Genomic DNA, 19,745 nt, shown 5'->3' on the forward strand with positions numbered 1-19,745 from the left:
AGAGAATTAGCGGCGGGTACGAACAATCTGGTAGCGACGGGTGAAATACTCAAACGGCGCGCTCCAGACATGAACCAGACGGGTGAACGGGAAGAGCAGGAAAATAGTCATTCCCAGCACCAGATGAACGCGGAAAACAAACGCCACACCACTCAGCATTTCCGAAGACCCGCCGCGGAAGGTGACAATACTTTGCGCCCAGCCCACCAACTTCATCATTTCGCTGCCATCCGGATATTGCGCCGAAAACGGAATAGTGCTCAGGCCAAGCAGGCACTGAATGAGCAAAATGCTCATGATGATAATATCTGGTGTAGTGGATGTCGCCCGCACACGCTGATTGGTCAGACGACGCCACAGTAATCCCGCGCCGCCGATCAACGTTAATACGCCGCACACGCCGCCGAGGATCATCGCCATCTGCTGTTTTACCGCAATCGGCAGGAACCAGGCATACATCCAGTGTGGCGTCAGCATCCCAAACAGATGGCCAAAAAAGATCCCCAGAATGCCAATATGGAACAGATTCGACCATATCACCATCCCACGCTTATCCAGCATCTGGCTGGACGACGCGCGCCAGGTATATTGTCCGTAGTCATAGCGCAGCCAACTGCCGAGGAAGAATACCGTGGCGCAAATATAGGGGTAGATGTCGTAAAAAAAGACGTTCAGGTACTGTATCATTTCGGGCCTCCCGCGCTGACGTCGACGTACTGCGGCGCCGCGTCCTGGCTAAAGCGTCGTTGATAATGGTGTAACGGTGAACTGTCACAGGTCGTGGCGTTATCTTCGATAAACTTCACCTGCTCTTCTTCCCAGACGGCATCCAGTGCCTGACAGGTATCATCCCGCGATTCCTGAACAATTTGCTTGGTGACACTGTCACTTGTAAGCGTACTGCCCGCCAGCGTCAGCAGGGCGTCAAACAGTTGATACCACGGCGCTCCTCGCTGTTTCAGACGACCGCCCAGCAGCGCCAGAATAGGGGCAATATTCTGTAATCCCTCGCGAGCTTCCGCTTCCGGCAACACGCTTAAGTACTCCAGATAGAGCGGCAGGTGATCCGGTAGTTCGCGGCAGTTGAGCTGCAGGCCCACGGTTTCATACTGGCTTAACAAATCGACCATCGCCTGGCCGCGATCGCGGGACTCCGCATGAACATGCTCGAATAACAGCAATGAAGTGGCGCGCCCGCGGTCAAACACTTCGCACCATTCTGCTTGTTTATCCAGTAACGGCGCATAAAGCAGCTCGCGAGTGAAGTCGGCCAGCATTGGCGCATCGTGTTGGATAAGGGCAAGCGCTTCATCCCGACATTCCCACAACTCGTCGTCCGGATACTCCATCAACAGGCCAATCGCTTTGAGGATTTGCATTATTCCCCCTCCGCTTTATCACGTACTTCGGTGATATTGATGGCATCAATACGGCTACTGTTGAACAGGTTGAATTTGGTATCCGACCCGTGGCAACCGTCGCCAAAAGTAAAGCCGCAGCCGTTGCGCTCCGGAAAGGCATCGCGCGCCATTTCCCGGTGGCTGGTGGGAATGACAAAACGATCTTCATAATTGGCAATCGCCAGGTAGCGATACATCTCTTCAACCTGTTGTACGCTCAGACCCACTTCGTCAATGGCGCGGGTATCCGTGACGCCTTCAACCGTCTGCGAGCGCATGTAGTGGCGCATCGCCATCATCCGCTTTAGCGCCCGAATGACCGGACCGGTATCGCCCGCGCTGAGCATATTGGCCAGGTACTGGACCGGAATACGCAGCGTCTCCACCGCCGGCAGAATATTGCCATTGTGCGGCAACCCGCCCGCGTCGGCGTATGACTGGATGGGCGACAGCGGCGGTACGTACCAGACCATCGGCAGGGTACGGTATTCCGGGTGCAGCGGAAGCGCCAGCTTCCAGTCCATCGCCATTTTGTACACCGGCGACCGTTGGGCGGCGTCGATGACGTTTTGCGGGATGCCCTGTTTAAGCGCCTCTTCAATGACCGCCGGATCGTGCGGATTGAGAAACACATCGCACTGACGTTCATACAAATCTGTCTCGTGTTCGGTACTGGCCGCTTCTTCAATCCTGTCGGCGTCGTAGAGCAGAACGCCAAGATAACGGATGCGCCCGACGCAGGTTTCCGAACAAACGGTCGGCTGGCCGGATTCAATACGCGGATAGCAAAATATGCACTTCTCAGACTTGCCGCTCTTCCAGTTAAAGTAGATTTTTTTGTACGGGCAGCCGCTGATACACAAACGCCAGCCCCGGCATTTATCCTGGTCGATTAGCACGATGCCGTCTTCTTCACGCTTATAAATAGCGCCACTTGGGCAGGTGGCGACACAACTGGGGTTCAGGCAGTGTTCGCACAGGCGCGGCAGGTACATCATGAAGGTGTTTTCGAACTGACCGTACATCTCTTTTTGTATGTTGTCGAAGTTACGGTCGCGGGCGCGTTTTTCAAACTCGCCGCCGAGCAGCTCTTCCCAGTTTGGCCCCCAGATCACCTTGTCCATCCGTTTTCCGTCAATCAGTGAACGAGGACGGGCAGTGGGCTGATGCTTACTCTCCGGCGCATGATGTAAATGCTGATAATCGAAGGTAAAGGGTTCGTAGTAATCATCGATTTGCGGAATCACCGGGTTGGCGAAAATTTTGCTAATTACCCCCATTTTGCCGCCCAGACGGGGCCTTATCTTGCCATTAACATCACGAACCCAACCGCCTTGCCACTCCTGCTGGTCTTCCCAGTTTTTGGGATAGCCGATGCCCGGTTTAGTTTCGACGTTATTGAACCATGCGTATTCCATCCCTTCACGTCCGGTCCAGACGTTTTTACAGGTGACGGAGCAGGTGTGACAGCCAATACATTTATCGAGATTCAGTACCATCCCAACCTGTGAGCGTATTTTCATTTTTTCGCCTCCTGTACCTGATCCCGGCCCTCATCATCCAGCCAGTTAATGTTTTTCATCTTCCTGATCATGATGAATTCATCGCGATTCGAACCCACGGTTCCGTAATAGTTGAAGCCGTAAGCCAGTTGCGCATAGCCGCCGATCATATGCGTCGGTTTTGGACAGACCCGGGTCACGGAGTTATGGATCCCGCCGCGCATCCCGGTCACTTCCGAGCCCGGAATATTCATAATTCGCTCCTGGGCGTGGTACATCATGGTCATACCCGGCGGAACGCGCTGGCTGACCACCGCACGAGCGGTAAGGGCGCCATTAGCGTTGAAGGCTTCAATCCAGTCGTTATCTTCAATACCCAATTCACGGGCATCGGCTTCGCTGATCCAGACAATCGGCCCGCCGCGCGACAAGGTCAGCATCAGCAGGTTTTCGCTGTAGGTGGAGTGAATTCCCCATTTCTGGTGCGGCGTCAGGAAGTTAAGCGCTTTTTCCGGGAAACCGTTGGGCGGAATTTCTCGCATTTTGCTGACGCTGCGGGTATCAATCGGCGGACGATATGCCACCAGGCTTTCGCCAAAAGCGCGCATCCACGCATGATCCTGATAGAGTTGTTGCCGCCCCGACAACGTGCGCCACGGGATCAGTTCATGTACGTTGGTATAGCCGGCGTTATAAGAGACATGTTCGCTTTCCAGTCCTGACCAGGTCGGGCTGGAGATAATTTTGCGCGGTTGCGCCTGGATATCACGAAAGCGAATTTTCTCATCTTCTTTATTGATGGCCAGATGGGTGTGCTCGCGCCCGGTCATCTCGCCCAACGCCTGCCAGGCTTTCACCGCCACCTGGCCGTTAGTTTCCGGCGCTAAGGCAAGAATCACTTCCGAGGCATCCAGCGCGGTGTCGATCCGCGGACGTCCTTTCGCCGGGCCATCGTGTTTGGTGTAATTGAGCTTACCGAGGAAATCGACTTCATCTTGCGTATTCCAGGCAATACCCTTACCGCCGTTGCCCAATTTATCCAGCAGGGGACCCAGCGAGGTAAAACGTTCATAGGTGGCCGGATAATCGCGTTCAACCACGACGATATTGGGGGCGGTTTTGCCCGGAATAAGTTCGCACTCGCCTTTACGCCAGTCGAGAATATCAAATGGCTGCGCCAGTTCCGCCGGGGAATCATGCTGGAGCGGGTGTAACACCACATCGGTTTCCTGTCCGAGGTGTCCGACACACACTTCAGAAAAGGCGCTGGCGATGCCTTTGTAGATCTCCCAGTCGCTTTTGGATTCCCAGGCAGGATCGACCGCGGCGGAAAGGGGGTGGATAAACGGATGCATATCCGAGGTATTCATATCGTCTTTTTCATACCAGGTGGCGGTCGGCAAGACGATATCGGAAAACAGACAGGTACTGGACATACGGAAATCAAGCGTGACCAACAGATCGAGCTTGCCCTCAATCGCGGCGGACTGCCATTCCACCTCTTCAGGCTTAATTCCTTCGCTGGAGCCCAGCGCTTCGCCCTGGATACCGCTGTCTGTGCCCAGCAGATATTTGAGCATGTACTCATGACCTTTCCCGGAGGAGCCGAGCAGGTTAGAGCGCCAGACAAATAAATTTCGCGGGTGATTATGACCACTGTCAGGCTGTTCGCAGGCAAAACGGATAGCGCCTGATTTCAACGCCTGCACGGTATAATCCGCCGCAGACAGCCCGGCTTTATCGGCGCTCGCTTTCACGCTGAGCGGGTTAAGATTAAGCTGCGGCGCCGAGGGTAGCCAGCCCATACGTTCCGCGCGCACGTTGAAATCGATCAGGTGTCCGGAAAATTTAGCCGGATCGGCCAGCGGCGACAGCAACTCTTGCGCAGTCAGTTTTTCATAGCGCCACTGGCTGGCATGGTTGTAGAAAAACGAGGTACTGTTCATCTGACGCGGCGGGCGATTCCAGTCCAGCGCGAAGGCCAGCGGCAGCCAGCCGGTTTGCGGCCGCAGCTTCTCCTGGCCGACATAGTGCGCCCAGCCGCCGCCGGTTTGTCCAACACAGCCGCAGAACACCAGCATGTTAATCATCCCACGGTAATTCATATCCATGTGATACCAGTGATTCACTCCCGCGCCGAGGATGATCATCGAACGACCGTGAGTTTTATGGGCGGTCTCGGCAAATTCACGCGCAATAGTTTCGATATGTCGACGCGGCACGCCGGTAATCTGTTCGCCCCAGGCCGGCGTGTAGGCTTTTACGTCGTTATAATTATTGACGCTATGGCAGTCATCCAGACCACGATCCAGCCCATAATTCGCCAGCACCAGATCGTAAACGCTGACGACCATCCGCTCGCTACCGTCCGCCAGATCCAGGCGTTTCACCGGTAACTGACGTACCAGTACCGGTTCCTGCCGCACGCTGCGAAAATGTGGGTTTTCGTTGCCGCCAAAATAGGGGAAAGCGACACCCGCCACGTCATCATGCTGACCGAGTAAAGAGAGCGACAGTTCAGTTTCGACGCCTGCCGCCACCGGTTCCAGGTTCCATTTTCCCTTTTCTCCCCAGCGAAAACCGATAGAACCGTTGGGCGCGACCAGTTCGCCCGTACTGTTGAACGCGACGGTTTTCCATTCCGGATTATTGGCTTCTCCCAGTCCATCCACCAGATCCGACGCGCGCATCATACGCCCCGGTACATAACTACCGTCTGCGCGCTCATCCAACAGGACCAGCATTGGCATGTCGGTATAACGGCGGCAATAGTTAAGAAAATAGTCGCTGGGATTATCGAGATGAAACTCTTTCAAAATGACGTGACCCATGGCCATCGCCAGCGCGCTGTCGGTACCTTGCTTTGGCGCCAGCCACTGATCGCACAGTTTAGCGACTTCGGAATAGTCCGGGGTGATGGCGATCGTCTTGGTGCCTTTGTAGCGCACTTCGGTAAAGAAGTGGGCGTCCGGGGTACGCGTCTGCGGCACGTTAGAGCCCCAGGCAATAATGTAGGCTGAGTTATACCAGTCGGCGGACTCCGGCACGTCAGTCTGCTCGCCCCAGGTCATTGGCGACGCGGGCGGAAGATCGCAATACCAGTCATAGAAGCTCAGGCAAGTACCGCCAAGCAATGACAGATAACGTGTTCCGGCGGCGTAAGAAACCATCGACATCGCCGGAATAGGTGAAAATCCCGCCACACGATCCGGGCCATAGGTTTTGATTGTCCAGACGTTAGCGGCGGCAATGAGCTGATTCAGCTCTTTCCAGTTCGAACGAATAAAGCCGCCATGTCCGCGCACCTGTTTGTAACTTTGGCATTTTTGCGGGTCGTTCATTATAGATTCCCATGCCAGTACCGGATCGCTGTGCCGGGAAAGGGCCTCGCGCCACAGTTCTATCAGCCGCTTACGCACCAGAGGGTATTTCAGACGATTGGCGCTATAGAGATACCAGGAGTAGCTGGCGCCGCGCGGGCAGCCGCGCGGTTCATGGTTCGGCAAATCAGGACGCGTGCGCGGGTAGTCGGTTTGCTGAGTTTCCCACGTCACCAGACCGTTTTTGACATAAATTTTCCAGCTACAGGAGCCCGTGCAGTTGACGCCGTGGGTTGAGCGCACGATCTTATCAAACTGCCAGCGCTGGCGATAACTGTCTTCCCAATCGCGGTTGGTATACATCACCTGACCATGGCCGTCGGCAAAGGTATCGCCTTTTTGTTTAAAGTAACGAAAGCGATCCAACAGTTTACTCATGACATTTCTCCTGCTTCGATAAATTTTCCGCCATCCTGTCGATTTGGCGTTAAACCATTGCCGGATGGCCGTCCTACAGGTGTGTATGTTGTTATTGTTGTTTAGGCTTACGACGCCCGTAGACCAGCCAGGTCAGCAGGACGCAAGCGATGTAAAACAGCAAAAAGATTTTCATGGCGCCCACCGGCGAGCCGGTCAAGGCCAAAGAGGTGCCAAACGCTTTTGGAATAAAGAAGCCGCCCACAGCGCCAATAGCGGAGATAAAACCGAGCGCGGCGGCGGTATCCGTCACCGCTTCGCGCTGCGCCTGCTCATCGCTCCCGCCGCGCAGTTTGACGTTGTAGAGCGTGATCTGACGGAAGATCACCGCAATCATCTGGAAGGTAGAACCGCTGCCGAGACCCGCTGTCAAAAACAGGCCCATAAAAACAAGATAGAACGCGCTAAAGCTGCCTGCGCCGGAGCCTGGCAGCGTGAGGAATAGCAGGGCGGTAAACAGCGCCATAAAGATAAAATTAATGAGCGTTACGCGAACGCCGCCGAATTTATCGGAGATCACGCCGCCTGCCGATCGCGCCAGCGCGCCGATAAAAGGGCCAAAGAACGCCAGTTGCAGAATGTTTACGTCGGGAAATTGCGTTTTGGCGAGCATGGCGAAACCTGCGGAAAAGCCGATGAATGACCCGAATGTCGCCAGGTACAGCAGGCTAAGCAGCCACAGGTGCAGACGTTTTAGCACCGGCAATTGCGAAGCGACAGACGCTTTTGAACTGCCGATATCGTTCATACCAAACCAGGCGGCAAGCGTCGCGACAGCCAGTAACGGCACCCAGATCCAGGCGGCGTTAGTGAGGGCGAGCAGGGAGCCATCAGGTTGCGGCACGCCCTGGACGCCTAAAAAAGTAAATATCGGCAGAAAAATAACCAGCGGCGCAATCAACTGCATCACACTGACGCCAAGATTTCCCAGTCCGCCGTTAATACCCAACGCGCTACCTTGTCTGGCTTTTGGAAAGAAAAAACTGATGTTGCCCATACTGGACGCGAAGTTTGCCCCCGCAAAACCGCACAACAGAGCGATGAGCATAAATACCCCGAAAGGGGTGGCTGGATTTTGCACGGCGAATCCCAACCAGGCGCAGGGAATAATCAATATTACGGTGCTTAATACGGTCCATTTACGACCACCAAACAGTGGCACCATAAAGGAGTAGGGAACGCGTAATATTGCGCCGGAAAGAGAAGGTAATGCGGTTAATAAAAAGAGTTGGTCGGTGGTAAAATTAAATCCAATTTTATTGAGGTTGACGGCAACAGCACTAAACAACATCCAGACGCAAAATGCCAGGAGCAAACAACTTACTGAAATCCATAAGTTTCTTCTGGCGATGCCTTTCCCTTTATTCTCCCAGAAGGCTGGATTTTCGGGTCGCCAGTCACTCAAGAGATAACGGTTATAATTCTCGTTTTGTCGTGTCATTTTACCCCTCACATGCGCATATCATTTGAAAAAAACACAAAAAAGAGACAGAGCGTCACGCGCTCTTTTGAGAACTTATTGAAGTTTTTTTAGAATATTGAGTGAAAGAATAGATAAAAAACCAGGCCAGCGCGGCGCGAAGAGGAGATATGATGTTTCTTAATTGTTACTATTTGTAAACTAAAAGTGATTTTTATTAAATTATTTGTAACTTTACGCAAAGAGTTCAAGCGTAATCATACGATCCAGATGGTATTTAAACGCGGGATCGGCCATTTCCGGAATACCCAGCACATACATACCGTCCAGCCCGCACACCAGTGCGATAAGCCGCCAGGCGATATCCGTGGCGTTAGCAGTAAACGTAAATTCTCCTGCCTGTTTGCCCTGCTCGATAATTGTGACCGTTTCCTCATGCCACATCTGCATCGTGAGGAGATAAGCATCTCTGATGTGCGGATCCCGATCGGCCAGAATTTGCGCCTCTCGCCACAATTTTATGTAAGGCTCAAAGCCGCCGTCTTCGCTACCCAACATAGCGTGAAGCCGTGCACGCCAGGTGGCAGGCGGCGGAACTTGCCCGGCATCAAGCAGGGTGCGGATCAAATGGACAAAGGCCAGCGCTTTGAGCTCACCCGCCGAGCTGAAGTGGTGATGCACCTGGCCGGCGGCGACATCGGCTTCTGATGCGATTCGTCGCACCGTCATGGCGGCAAACCCCTCTGCCAGCGCCACGCGCATCGCCGCTTGCAGGATCACTTCGCGGCGTTCATCCCGGTTAAGGTAACTCATATTTTCCCCACATTAGCCAATGCGCGCAGTGTAACAAAAAGCTGGACATTCGTTCAACTTACCGTAGGATCCTGAAACTGGACGAGCGTCCAAATTTGAATTTTTGAAGGGAGAGTTATGTTTCGTCAGTGGTTAACGTTAGTCATTATTGTGCTGGTCTATATTCCTGTCGCCATTGATGCCACGGTCTTGCATGTCGCTGCGCCGACACTGAGTATGACACTGGGGGCCAGCGGCAACGAGCTGCTGTGGATCATTGATATTTATTCTTTGGTCATGGCTGGCATGGTGTTGCCGATGGGCGCGCTTGGCGATCGTATCGGTTTTAAACGCCTGCTGATGCTGGGCGGGACGCTCTTTGGCCTGGCGTCACTGGCGGCGGCGTTTTCGCATACCGCCAGTTGGCTTATCGCCACCAGGGTATTACTGGCTATTGGCGCGGCGATGATTGTACCGGCGACGCTGGCCGGGATACGCGCCACCTTTTGTGAAGAGAAGCATCGCAACATGGCGCTGGGCGTCTGGGCAGCGGTAGGTTCAGGCGGAGCGGCGTTTGGGCCGCTCATCGGCGGCATATTATTAGAGCATTTTTACTGGGGATCGGTTTTCCTGATCAACGTGCCGATTGTGCTGGTCGTCATGGGCTTAACCGCCCGCTATGTTCCTCGCCAGGCGGGCCGTCGCGATCAACCGCTCAATCTTGGCCATGCGGTGATGCTGATTATTGCCATTTTGCTGTTGGTCTATAGCGCTAAAACCGCGCTGAAAGGACATCTGTCGCTGTGGGTCATCTCGCTTACCCTGCTTACCGGCGCGCTGCTCCTGGGACTCTTTATCCGCACACAGCTTGCGACATCGCGTCCGATGATTGATATGCGACTATTTACCCATCGCATTATCCTGAGCGGCGTCGTGATGGCGATGACCGCGATGATCACGCTGGTGGGTTTTGAGCTGCTGATGGCGCAAGAGCTGCAGTTTGTTCACGGACTATCGCCTTATGAGGCCGGGGTATTTATGCTGCCGGTGATGGTCGCCAGTGGATTCAGCGGGCCGATTGCGGGCGCGCTGGTCTCGCGTCTGGGACTACGGCTGGTCGCGACGGGCGGCATGGCGTTAAGCGCGCTGAGTTTTTATGGCCTGGCGATGACGGATTTCAGCACCCAACAATGGCAGGCCTGGGGGCTGATGGCGCTGCTGGGATTTAGCGCCGCCAGCGCATTGCTGGCTTCCACGTCGGCAATTATGGCCGCTGCGCCGGCAGAAAAAGCGGCGGCGGCCGGCGCGATAGAAACGATGGCTTATGAACTGGGCGCGGGACTGGGCATTGCCATTTTCGGTCTGTTGTTAAGCCGTAGCTTCTCCGCGTCTATCCGTCTGCCTGCCGGGCTTGAGGCGCAAGAGATTGCCAGAGCGTCATCTTCAATGGGAGAAGCCGTGCAGTTGGCGAATAGCCTACCGCCCACGCAGGGGCAGGCAATACTGGACGCCGCCAGACACGCCTTTATCTGGTCGCATAGCGTGGCGTTAAGCAGCGCCGGGAGTATGCTTCTTTTGCTGGCGGTAGGGATGTGGTTCAGCCTGGCAAAAGCCCAACGCCGATAACATAACGCCTGGTGAGATAAGCGCTTAATGCGCTAGCTGGCAGGGGGAGTCCATTTCCTCAACCTCTTTACCGCTGAGGCGTGCGTATTGCCCCGTCAGTCGCCAGAAGGCAGGCTGGGTTTCGGTATAAATTTCCGCAGCCAGAATCAGCCGACGGCGATCAACTTCGTTCAGTTCCAGTAAGGTCCAGGGAATAAAATAGCGATCGGTATCGGTAAGCCGAAACCACAGCGGACACCCGCAGCCGGAACAGAAGTAGCGTTCGCCGCGCGAAGAGGATGAAAAGTATGGCGGTTCCGGGGAAAGGGGGGCTAGCTGTGGTTGCCCGCAGGCTTCCAGATACATGGCTATTCCACCCGACCATTTTTGACACAGCGTACAATGGCAGGCATAGACATCCAGCATTTCGACGTCAACGGTAAAATGGCTCTGTCCGCAAAGACAACGACCAGTGAACGTCTGCACGGCATACTCCTTATGACCGAGTCTACATCAAGAGAAAAAGCCAGCCCTGAAAGGACTGGCTTTGTATTCAGACTACAACAAAATTAGAACTGGTAGTTCAGACCAACAGCAACGATGTTGTCGGTAGACACTTTAGCCGCTTTGGTGAAGTCGCTGTCGTCCAGCAGGTTGATTTTGTAATCAACGAAGGTGGACATGTTTTTGTTGAAGTAGTAGGTAGCACCGACATCGATGTACTCAACCAGATCCTGGTCGCCGTAAGTACCCAGGTTTTTACCTTTGGATTTCAGGTAAGCGATGGACGGACGCAGACCGAAGTCGAACTGATACTGAGCAACTGCTTCAAAGTTCTGGGTTTTATTCGCGATAAACGCATCACCCGCTGAATCTTCACCAAAGGTGGTCATGTTCAGCGTTTCGGAGTAGGTGGTCGCCAGGTAGATGTTGTTCGCATCATATTTCAGACCAGCAGCCCAGACTTCAGCGTTTTTACCCGCAGCATTCAGGTTGCTCGCTGCTTTCACCTGGTTGTTAGTACGGTCAGACTTCGCATAGGCCGCACCTACGCCAAAACCTTCGTACTCATACGTTGCGGACAGACCGAAACCGTCGCCGTTAGACTCGTACGCGCCGTCACGGTCGTTTTTGCCCTGGTACTGCGCGGCAAAGTTCAGACCTTCAACCAGGCCAAAGAAGTCAGTGTTACGGTAGGTGGCAACACCAGTAGTACGGCCAGTCATGAAGACGTCAGTCTGAGTCCAGGTATCGCCACCAAACTCTGGCAGAACGTCGGTCCATGCGCCGATGTCGTAAGCAACGCCGTAGTTACGACCGTAGTCGAAAGAACCGTAGTCAGCGAATTTCAGACCAGCAAACGCCAGACGGGTTTTGTCTTTGTCAGCGCCCTGGCTTTCAGTACGGTTGCCTTTGAATTCATATTCCCACTGGCCAAAACCGGTTAACTGATCGTTGATCTGCGTTTCGCCTTTAAAGCCCAGACGCGCGTAAGTTTTGTCACCATCACTTCCGTTATCATCAGAGAAATAATGCTGAGCGTGAACTTTACCGTACAGATCCAGTTTATTGCCGTCTTTGTTATATACCTCGGCTGCATTTACAACGCCTGCTGCCAACAGGGAAGTCACTGCCACTGCCACTAACTTAAGTTTCATTTTAATAATCCTTATAATTTTCTTAGCGTGTTTCCTCAACCATTGTTAAACGAGGCGTTTGTCAATGGCAGACTATTTTTAAATGACGGAGTGGCATAAGTTCAATAATAAGTTTCATAAGATTACAAATTATTTTAATTTGTGTGATCGAGATCTCCTTAATACATTTGAGAGTATTAATTCAAATAGGGACTGTCTAATAAGATATATTTTCGGAGGGGACTATTGGGCTGTTTATGGTTTTATTTTTGGTAGTAACCACTGATTATTATATGCACTAATACAGTTGCCAGCTAGCGTTAATTATATATTTGTTAATATGATTATATCATTGCATTAACATATTTAACGATTTTATAAAATCCATTTTTACCAGCGCAATCCTGGTATGGCGCAGGGGGAGCTCGTGAAAATGGAAAATCGTCAAATACACACAGGCGATAGATAAAAGCGTAGTTGTGTTGTGAAGGGTGTCAAGGTACAGCGGGTCGATTTAATATCAATATCGGCCCGCCCGTCGCTATTAGCGCCGCCGCGTTGCCAGCCAACAAAGTAGTGAACCTACGCAAACCATGACTGCGCCTTGCCAGAAGGAGAATGACAGTGGTGAGCTGAGTAACAGCGCTGCCAGAGCAGAGGACATGACGGGGGTAAAATAAGACCCTACGGCCATGATAGTCACATTGCCATGAAGTATGCCCACATTCCATGCGGCGTAGGCAAACCCTAACGTTAATGCCGCGGTAAAAAGTTTAGCAATCACCGGTAGGCTAAATATCATGGCAGGTTGCGGCGTAAGAAAATAGTGTAACCACAGCGCCAGGGCGGTGAGTAACACAAAGACGGTGATACCGTTAAAACCACGCGCATATTTATTGGTGACCGTGCAGTACGTCGCCCATATAAACGCCCCAAAAAATGCCAGTAAATAACTTAGCGGACTGGTGGCGACATTGCTGATAATTTCTCCGGGATTAAGACCATTCTCGCCCCCCAGAACCCAGCAAACGCCAGTAAGTGCAATAAGCAATCCAGGAACAATAAGCCAGTTAGTTTTTTGCCCATTAAAAAGAATGGCAAACAGAATGGTCAGGCTGGGCCATAAATAGTTAACCATGCCGACTTCGATAGCCTGATGGCGAGTGGCGGCATAACCGAGAGAAAGCGCCAGGCATATTTCATAACTGACAAACAGTACGCTGCCTGCGATGAGGTATCGCCCCGGGAAACGGCGGATATCAGGTAATCCGACGGTAAAAATCAGCAGCAGGCCGCTTAATGAATAGATCATGGCTGCGCCGCCTACCGGTCCGAGACCTTCGCTGACGCCGCGAATTAACCCAACCATCGTGCTCCACAGAACGATGGCAACAAGCCCTATTAGCGTTGCTTTTTGTGATGTCATGCTTTGTGACTGTCCTGAATACCGCGCAAAATAAACTGCCACTTATAGCACTTTTTCCGAGGGCGATGCCATGCAGTGTCATTTTTTAGTACCTCCCTGGAGTTATTGCAGTTTAAAAATAGGGCTATTTAATAGCGGAACCGTTTCAATATTGATTTGACGCAAAAAAGTTATCGATTTTGCTGTTAGTTTCCTCGCGAAGTTATACACGCATCCTGGGCTGAGGTTTTGCTGCAGTTCGAAGGAGGCGTGCATCCGTGGAAAAAAGAGGAAAGCAATGGACGTCAGCCGCAGACAATTTTTTAAAATCTGCGCGGGCGGTATGGCGGGAACAACGGTGGCCGCACTGGGTTTTACCCCTAAAATGGCCCTGGCTCAGGCGCGAAACTATAAGCTGTTGCGCGCAAAAGAGATCCGTAACTCCTGCACATACTGTTCCGTAGGTTGCGGGCTATTAATGTATAGCCTGGGAGATGGGGCAAAAAACGCGAAAGAAGCGATTTACCATATTGAAGGCGACCCGGATCATCCGGTAAGCCGTGGCGCGCTGTGCCCGAAAGGGGCCGGTTTGCTGGACTATGTTCACAGTGAAGATCGCCTACGCTATCCGGAATACCGCGCGCCGGGTTCCGACAAGTGGCAGCGCATTAGCTGGGATGACGCTTTCACTCGTATTGCTAAATTAATGAAAGCCGACCGCGACGCCAACTTTATTGAAAAGAATGAGCAGGGCGTCACGGTTAACCGCTGGCTCTCTACCGGGATGCTGTGCGCCTCGGCGGCCAGCAATGAAACGGGTATGCTGACGCAGAAGTTTGCGCGTTCTCTCGGTATGCTGGCGGTAGATAACCAGGCGCGCGTCTGACACGGACCAACGGTAGCAAGTCTTGCTCCAACATTTGGTCGCGGTGCGATGACCAACCACTGGGTGGATATTAAAAACGCCAACGTCGTGATGGTGATGGGCGGCAATGCCGCAGAAGCGCATCCGGTGGGTTTCCGCTGGGCGATGGAAGCGAAAAATAATAACGATGCGACGCTGATTGTCGTTGATCCACGCTTTACGCGTACGGCGTCGGTGGCGGATATCTATGCGCCAATACGTTCCGGTACAGACATTACCTTTCTGTCCGGCGTTTTGCTGTACCTGATCGAAAATAACAAAATCAACGCTGAATACGTTAAGCATTACACCAACGCCAGCCTGCTGGTGCGGGATGATTTTGCCTTTGATGACGGTCTTTTCAGCGGCTATGACGCCCAAAAGCGTCAGTACGATAAATCCTCCTGGAACTACCAGTTCGATGAAAACGGCTATGCCAAACGTGATGAAACGTTGACGCACCCACGCTGTGTGTGGAATCTGCTGAAGCAGCACGTTTCGCGCTATACGCCGGACGTCGTGGAAAACATTTGCGGTACGCCGAAAGCAGACTTCCTGAAGGTGTGTGAGGTGTTGGCCTCTACCAGCGTTCCGGATCGCACTACCACCTTCCTGTATGCGCTGGGCTGGACGCAACATACCGTCGGGGCGCAGAACATCCGTACCATGGCGATGATCCAGTTGCTGCTCGGCAATATGGGGATGGCTGGCGGCGGTGTGAACGCTTTGCGCGGCCACTCTAATATTCAGGGTTTAACGGATTTAGGACTGCTCTCCACCAGCCTGCCGGGCTACCTGACGCTGCCATCGGAAAAACAGGCCGATCTGCAAACTTATCTGGCAGCGAATACCCCCAAAGCGACGCTGGCCGATCAGGTCAACTACTGGGGTAATTATCCTAAGTTCTTCGTCAGCCTGATGAAATCTTTCTATGGCGATGCGGCGCAGAAAGAGAATGACTGGGGCTTTGCCTGGCTGCCTAAGTGGGATCAGTCCTATGACGTGATCAAATATTTCAACATGATGGATAGCGGGAAAGTCACCGGCTATTTCTGTCAGGGCTTTAACCCGGTGGCGTCCTTCCCGGACAAAAACAAAGTGGTGCAAAGCTTAAGCAAACTGAAGTATCTGGTCGTTATCGATCCGCTGGTGACTGAAACGTCAACGTTCTGGCAGAACCACGGCGAATCTAATGATGTCGATCCGACAACGATTCAGACCGAAGTCTTCCGTCTGCCGTCTACCTGTTTTGCGGAAGAGGATGGCTCTATCGCTAACTCCGGTCGCTGGTTACAGTGGCACTGGAAAGGTCAGGACGCGCCGGGCGAAGCGCGTAACGACGGCGAGATTCTGGCCGGTATTTACCATCGTCTGCGTGAAATGTATCGCGCAGAAGGCGGTAAAGGCGCCGAACCACTATTGAAGATGAGCTGGAACTACAAGCAGCCGGATGAACCGCATTCGGAAGAAGTGGCGAAAGAGAACAACGGCTATGCGCTGGAAGATCTCTATGACGCCAACGGTACACTGCTTGCCAGGAAAGGCCAGTTGTTGAGCAGTTTTGCATTACTGCGCGATGACGGTACGACATCCTCCTCCTGCTGGATTTATACCGGTAGCTGGACGGAGCAGGGCAACCAGATGTCCAGACGTGATAACGCCGACCCGTCAGGGCTTGGCAATACACTGGGTTGGGCGTGGGCGTGGCCGCTAAACCGTCGCGTATTGTATAACCGCGCTTCGGCGGACCCGCAGGGTAAACCATGGGATCCAAAACGGATGCTGATCCAGTGGAACGGCGCGAAGTGGACAGGGAACGATATTCCGGACTTTAACAACGCGGCGCCGGGGAGCGGGACCAATCCGTTTATCATGCAGCCGGAAGGGCTGGGACGTCTGTTTGCTATTGATAAAATGGCGGAAGGGCCGTTCCCTGAACACTACGAGCCGATGGAAACGCCGCTGGGCACTAACCCGCTGCACCCGAATGTGGTCTCGAACCCGGCGGCGCGTCTGTATGAAGAAGATGCGCTGCGCATGGGTAAGAAGGAGCAGTTTCCGTACGTGGGCACGACTTACCGCCTCACAGAGCATTTCCATACCTGGACCAAACATGCGCTACTTAACGCTATCGCTCAGCCGGAACAGTTTGTGGAGATCAGTGAGACGCTGGCGGCAGCGAAAGGTATTGCTAACGGCGACTATGTGAAGGTGAGCAGTAAACGCGGGTTTATTCGCGCGGTCGCGGTGGTAACTCGTCGCCTTCGTACCCTGCATGTCAACGGTCAGCAGGTTGAAACGGTGGGGATCCCGATTCACTGGGGCTTTGAGGGTGTCGCGCGCAAAGGCTATATCGCCAATACTCTGACGCCAAATGTCGGTGATGCCAACTCGCAAACGCCGGAATACAAAGCGTTTTTAGTTAACATCGAGAAGGCGTAAGGGAGGCGAACATATGTCTATGGAAACGCAGGACATTATTAAACGGTCCGCAACAAACGCCATCACGCCGCCTCCGCAGGCGCGTGATTACAAAGCCGAAGTCGCGAAACTGATCGACGTCTCCTCCTGTGTCGGCTGTAAAGCCTGCCAGGTAGCCTGTTCTGAATGGAACGATATTCGCGATAACGTTGGTCATTGTGTCGGGGTGTACGATAACCCTGCCGATCTCAGCGCCAAGTCCTGGACGGTGATGCGCTTTACCGAAACCGAGCAGAACGGCAAGCTGGAGTGGCTGATTCGTAAAGATGGTTGTATGCACTGTGAAGATCCAGGCTGTCTTAAAGCCTGTCCATCTGCCGGGGCTATCATCCAGTACGCGAACGGGATTGTTGATTTTCAATCTGAACACTGTATCGGCTGTGGTTACTGTATCGCCGGGTGTCCGTTTAATATTCCGCGCCTCAACAAAGAGGACAACCGCGTTTATAAATGTACGCTCTGCGTCGATCGCGTCAGCGTGGGCCAGGAACCGGCCTGCGTCAAAACTTGTCCGACCGGGGCTATTCACTTCGGCACCAAAAAAGAGATGCTGGAACTGGGTGAGCAACGCGTGGAGAAGTTAAAAGCGCGCGGCTTTGAACATGCCGGTATCTACAACCCGCAGGGCGTTGGCGGTACGCACGTCATGTATGTGCTGCACCATGCCAATCAGCCGGAGTTGTACCACGGCTTGCCGAAAGATCCGCAGATCGATACCTCAATCAATCTGTGGAAAGGGGCGCTAAAACCGCTGGCCGCAGCGGGCTTTATCGCCACTTTCGCCGGTCTGATTTACCACTACATCGGTATTGGCCCGAATAAAGAAACGGACGACGATGAGGAGGATCATCATGAGTAAGTCGAAAATGATTGTGCGCACGAAATTTGTCGACCGCGCCTGTCACTGGACGGTGGTGATCTGCTTCTTCCTGGTAGCGCTGTCGGGGATTTCGTTTTTCTTCCCGACGCTACAATGGCTGACGCAAACCTTTGGCACGCCGCAGATGGGACGTATTTTGCACCCGTTCTTCGGTATTGCCATCTTCATCGCGCTGATGTTTATGTTCGTGCGTTTCGTCCACCACAACATCCCGGATAAAAAAGATATTCCGTGGCTGAAAAATATTGTCGAAGTATTGAAAGGCAATGAGCATAAGGTGGCGGATGTCGGCAAATACAATGCCGGACAGAAGATGATGTTCTGGTCCATTATGAGCATGATTTTTGTGCTGCTGGTGACTGGCGTGATTATCTGGCGTCCGTATTTCGCGCAGTATTTCCCCATGCAGGTGGTGCGTTATAGCCTGTTAATTCATGCGGCGGCGGGCATTATTTTAATGCACGCGATCCTCATCCATATGTATATGGCGTTTTGGGTGAAAGGCTCGATTAAAGGCATGATCGAAGGGAAGGTCAGCCGTCGCTGGGCGAAGAAACATCACCCACGCTGGTATCGTGAAATCGAGAAGGCGGAAGCAAAAAAAGAGAGCGAAAAAGGTATTCAGTAATTCTTTCGCGATCTGATAAACAAGGCGCTATCCTCGTAGCGCCTTGTTTTCATCTGCTGTCTGTTATGAAAACTACTCAGACGACCACAGCAAATCGTTTAACGACGGAAATCGATGACCATACGGCCACGAATTTGTCCCTGTTCCATCTCTTTAAAAATAGCGTTGATATCTTCAAGCGGACGTAAAGCGACTTTTGGCACGACTTTTCCTTCCGCCGCGAACTGGAAGGCTTCGGTCAGATCCTGGCGTGTCCCCACCAACGAACCGACAACCTGAATGCCATCCAGCACCAGGCGAGGGATATCAAGGTTCATGGCTTCTGGCGGTAGCCCGACTGCCACCACGCGGCCTCCGGCGCGAACGGCATCTACTGCGGAATTAAACGCAGCCTTAGCGACCGCGGTAACCACCGCTGCGTGCGCGCCACCGGTTTTTTCCTGCACAATTTTAGCCGCATCTTCCGTACGTGAATTAATGGTCAGATCTGCGCCCATTTCCTCGGCCAGTTTCAGTTGTCCATCATTGACATCAATGGCGATCACTTTCGCATTGAAAACGTTTTTCGCGTACTGCAAGGCCAGATTACCCAGACCGCCCAGACCGTAGATGGCAATCCACTGGCCAGGTTTAATATGAGAAATCTTCACCGCTTTATAGGTGGTAACGCCCGCGCAGGTAATACTACTTGCCGCCGCAGAGTCCAGACCTTCCGGTACTTTCACCGCATAATCCGCGACGACAATACACTCTTCGGCCATGCCGCCATCTACCGTGTAACCGGCATTTTTCACGTTGCGGCATAAGGTTTCATTGCCCGTATTGCAATACTCACAGTGTCCGCATCCTTCATAAAACCACGCGACACTCGCGCGATCGCCGGGTTTCAGCGAGGTGACACCGGGACCGACTTCCGCCACGACGCCAATGCCTTCGTGTCCCAGAATGACGCCGGTTTTGTCACCGAAATCTCCGTTTTTCACGTGTAGATCGGTATGGCATACGCCGCAGCACTCCATTTTTAGCAAAGCTTCACCGTGGCGAAGGGGACGCAGCGTTTTCTCAGTAACATCAACCTGATGATCTTGTGTGACAACAGCAGCTTTCATAACCTTCTCCTTTTATTAATAGTGAACTGCATAGCAGGTAATAGCAGGTAAGGTGCTATTACCTCTTTAGGATTAATATTTCTGATGAGTTATGCAAGGCGGCAGAAATACAATGTAATAGTTTAGCCAGGATTATCCTGATAAATCCCCGTTCAATACATAAAGGTGGCTAATATTAGTAGCTT

Annotated in this window: 14 protein-coding genes; 4 read left to right on the plus strand and 10 right to left on the minus strand. The window is 52.9% G+C overall.

The annotated features are described in order from the left end of the window. Positions 1-6 precede the first annotated feature (6 nt). The 6 genes from narI to ACLJR2_RS06690 all read right to left on the minus strand — a co-directional run bounded on the left by narI (position 7) and on the right by ACLJR2_RS06690 (position 8,932). A complete protein-coding gene (narI, locus tag ACLJR2_RS06665; protein ID WP_000617106.1) occupies positions 7-687 on the minus strand; it encodes a respiratory nitrate reductase subunit gamma in 681 nt (226 codons plus the stop codon). After that, on the minus strand, positions 684-1,379 hold the full coding sequence (gene narW / locus ACLJR2_RS06670) for a nitrate reductase molybdenum cofactor assembly chaperone (RefSeq protein WP_001166286.1): 696 nt from the start codon (positions 1,377-1,379) through the stop codon (positions 684-686). The genes narI and narW overlap by 4 nt, the downstream gene beginning before the upstream one ends. Further along, positions 1,379-2,923: a nitrate reductase subunit beta gene (narH, locus tag ACLJR2_RS06675; RefSeq protein WP_000702582.1), complete on the minus strand. Its 1,545-nt coding sequence runs from the start codon at positions 2,921-2,923 to the stop codon at positions 1,379-1,381. Before narH ends, narW begins: the two co-directional genes overlap by 1 nt. Next, complete coding sequence (locus tag ACLJR2_RS06680) at positions 2,920-6,660, minus strand: nitrate reductase subunit alpha (protein ID WP_000040413.1); 3,741 nt, start codon at positions 6,658-6,660, stop codon at positions 2,920-2,922. The genes narH and ACLJR2_RS06680 overlap by 4 nt, the downstream gene beginning before the upstream one ends. Before the next feature lie 91 nt (positions 6,661-6,751). Continuing rightward, the gene (locus tag ACLJR2_RS06685; RefSeq protein ID WP_000198250.1) at positions 6,752-8,140 is read right to left on the minus strand and encodes a NarK family nitrate/nitrite MFS transporter; all 1,389 of its coding nucleotides are present in this window, start codon (positions 8,138-8,140) and stop codon (positions 6,752-6,754) included. Positions 8,141-8,353: 213 nt separating this feature from the next. Then, a complete protein-coding gene (locus ACLJR2_RS06690) occupies positions 8,354-8,932 on the minus strand; it encodes a TetR family transcriptional regulator (RefSeq protein WP_000121044.1) in 579 nt (192 codons plus the stop codon). 117 nt (positions 8,933-9,049) lie between these two features. Here ACLJR2_RS06690 and smvA point away from each other — a divergent pair, with 117 nt between their 5' ends. Continuing rightward, the gene (gene smvA / locus ACLJR2_RS06695) at positions 9,050-10,537 is read left to right on the plus strand and encodes a methyl viologen efflux MFS transporter SmvA (RefSeq protein ID WP_000489734.1); all 1,488 of its coding nucleotides are present in this window, start codon (positions 9,050-9,052) and stop codon (positions 10,535-10,537) included. Between the two features lie 24 nt (positions 10,538-10,561). Here smvA and ACLJR2_RS06700 read toward each other — a convergent pair whose 3' ends face one another. From ACLJR2_RS06700 to yddG, 3 genes are all read right to left on the minus strand, one after another. Continuing rightward, the gene (locus tag ACLJR2_RS06700) at positions 10,562-10,942 is read right to left on the minus strand and encodes a GFA family protein (RefSeq protein ID WP_014343841.1); all 381 of its coding nucleotides are present in this window, start codon (positions 10,940-10,942) and stop codon (positions 10,562-10,564) included. Between the two features lie 143 nt (positions 10,943-11,085). Then, a complete protein-coding gene (gene ompD, locus ACLJR2_RS06705; protein WP_000769037.1) occupies positions 11,086-12,174 on the minus strand; it encodes a porin OmpD in 1,089 nt (362 codons plus the stop codon). A 523-nt stretch (positions 12,175-12,697) separates the two neighbouring features. After that, on the minus strand, positions 12,698-13,579 hold the full coding sequence (yddG, locus tag ACLJR2_RS06710; protein ID WP_000203793.1) for an aromatic amino acid efflux DMT transporter YddG: 882 nt from the start codon (positions 13,577-13,579) through the stop codon (positions 12,698-12,700). Positions 13,580-13,856: 277 nt separating this feature from the next. Here yddG and fdnG point away from each other — a divergent pair, with 277 nt between their 5' ends. The 3 genes from fdnG to fdnI are packed head-to-tail and all read left to right on the plus strand — an operon-like array spanning position 13,857 to position 18,451. Continuing rightward, positions 13,857-16,904 carry a formate dehydrogenase-N subunit alpha gene (gene fdnG / locus ACLJR2_RS06715; RefSeq protein WP_077684034.1) on the plus strand — a complete coding sequence of 1,016 codons (3,048 nt, stop codon included), beginning with the start codon at positions 13,857-13,859 and terminating at the stop codon, positions 16,902-16,904. A gap of 13 nt (positions 16,905-16,917) precedes the next feature. Further along, positions 16,918-17,802: a formate dehydrogenase subunit beta gene (fdxH, locus tag ACLJR2_RS06720; RefSeq protein WP_000061599.1), complete on the plus strand. Its 885-nt coding sequence runs from the start codon at positions 16,918-16,920 to the stop codon at positions 17,800-17,802. Further along, a complete protein-coding gene (gene fdnI, locus ACLJR2_RS06725; protein WP_000045658.1) occupies positions 17,795-18,451 on the plus strand; it encodes a formate dehydrogenase-N subunit gamma in 657 nt (218 codons plus the stop codon). Before fdxH ends, fdnI begins: the two co-directional genes overlap by 8 nt. 98 nt (positions 18,452-18,549) lie before the next feature. Here the strand turns inward: fdnI and adhP are convergent, their stop codons facing one another. Next, complete coding sequence (gene adhP, locus ACLJR2_RS06730; protein ID WP_000642446.1) at positions 18,550-19,560, minus strand: alcohol dehydrogenase AdhP; 1,011 nt, start codon at positions 19,558-19,560, stop codon at positions 18,550-18,552. Positions 19,561-19,745 lie beyond the last annotated feature (185 nt).

Source organism: Salmonella sp. SAL03688 (assembly GCF_046551895.1).
GTDB lineage: Bacteria > Pseudomonadota > Gammaproteobacteria > Enterobacterales > Enterobacteriaceae > Salmonella > Salmonella enterica.

Excerpts from the sequence above, each read along its gene's own strand:
- narI (WP_000617106.1), bottom strand. The coding sequence starts at position 687 with ATGATACAGTACCTGAACGTCTTTTTTTACGACATCTACCCCTATATT.
- narW (WP_001166286.1), bottom strand. The coding sequence starts at position 1,379 with ATGCAAATCCTCAAAGCGATTGGCCTGTTGATGGAGTATCCGGACGAC.
- narH (WP_000702582.1), bottom strand. The coding sequence starts at position 2,923 with ATGAAAATACGCTCACAGGTTGGGATGGTACTGAATCTCGATAAATGT.
- ACLJR2_RS06680 (WP_000040413.1), bottom strand. The coding sequence starts at position 6,660 with ATGAGTAAACTGTTGGATCGCTTTCGTTACTTTAAACAAAAAGGCGAT.
- ACLJR2_RS06685 (WP_000198250.1), bottom strand. The coding sequence starts at position 8,140 with ATGACACGACAAAACGAGAATTATAACCGTTATCTCTTGAGTGACTGG.
- ACLJR2_RS06690 (WP_000121044.1), bottom strand. The coding sequence starts at position 8,932 with ATGAGTTACCTTAACCGGGATGAACGCCGCGAAGTGATCCTGCAAGCG.
- smvA (WP_000489734.1), top strand. The coding sequence starts at position 9,050 with ATGTTTCGTCAGTGGTTAACGTTAGTCATTATTGTGCTGGTCTATATT.
- ACLJR2_RS06700 (WP_014343841.1), bottom strand. The coding sequence starts at position 10,942 with ATGCTGGATGTCTATGCCTGCCATTGTACGCTGTGTCAAAAATGGTCG.
- ompD (WP_000769037.1), bottom strand. The coding sequence starts at position 12,174 with ATGAAACTTAAGTTAGTGGCAGTGGCAGTGACTTCCCTGTTGGCAGCA.
- yddG (WP_000203793.1), bottom strand. The coding sequence starts at position 13,579 with ATGACATCACAAAAAGCAACGCTAATAGGGCTTGTTGCCATCGTTCTG.
- fdxH (WP_000061599.1), top strand. The coding sequence starts at position 16,918 with ATGTCTATGGAAACGCAGGACATTATTAAACGGTCCGCAACAAACGCC.
- fdnI (WP_000045658.1), top strand. The coding sequence starts at position 17,795 with ATGAGTAAGTCGAAAATGATTGTGCGCACGAAATTTGTCGACCGCGCC.
- adhP (WP_000642446.1), bottom strand. The coding sequence starts at position 19,560 with ATGAAAGCTGCTGTTGTCACACAAGATCATCAGGTTGATGTTACTGAG.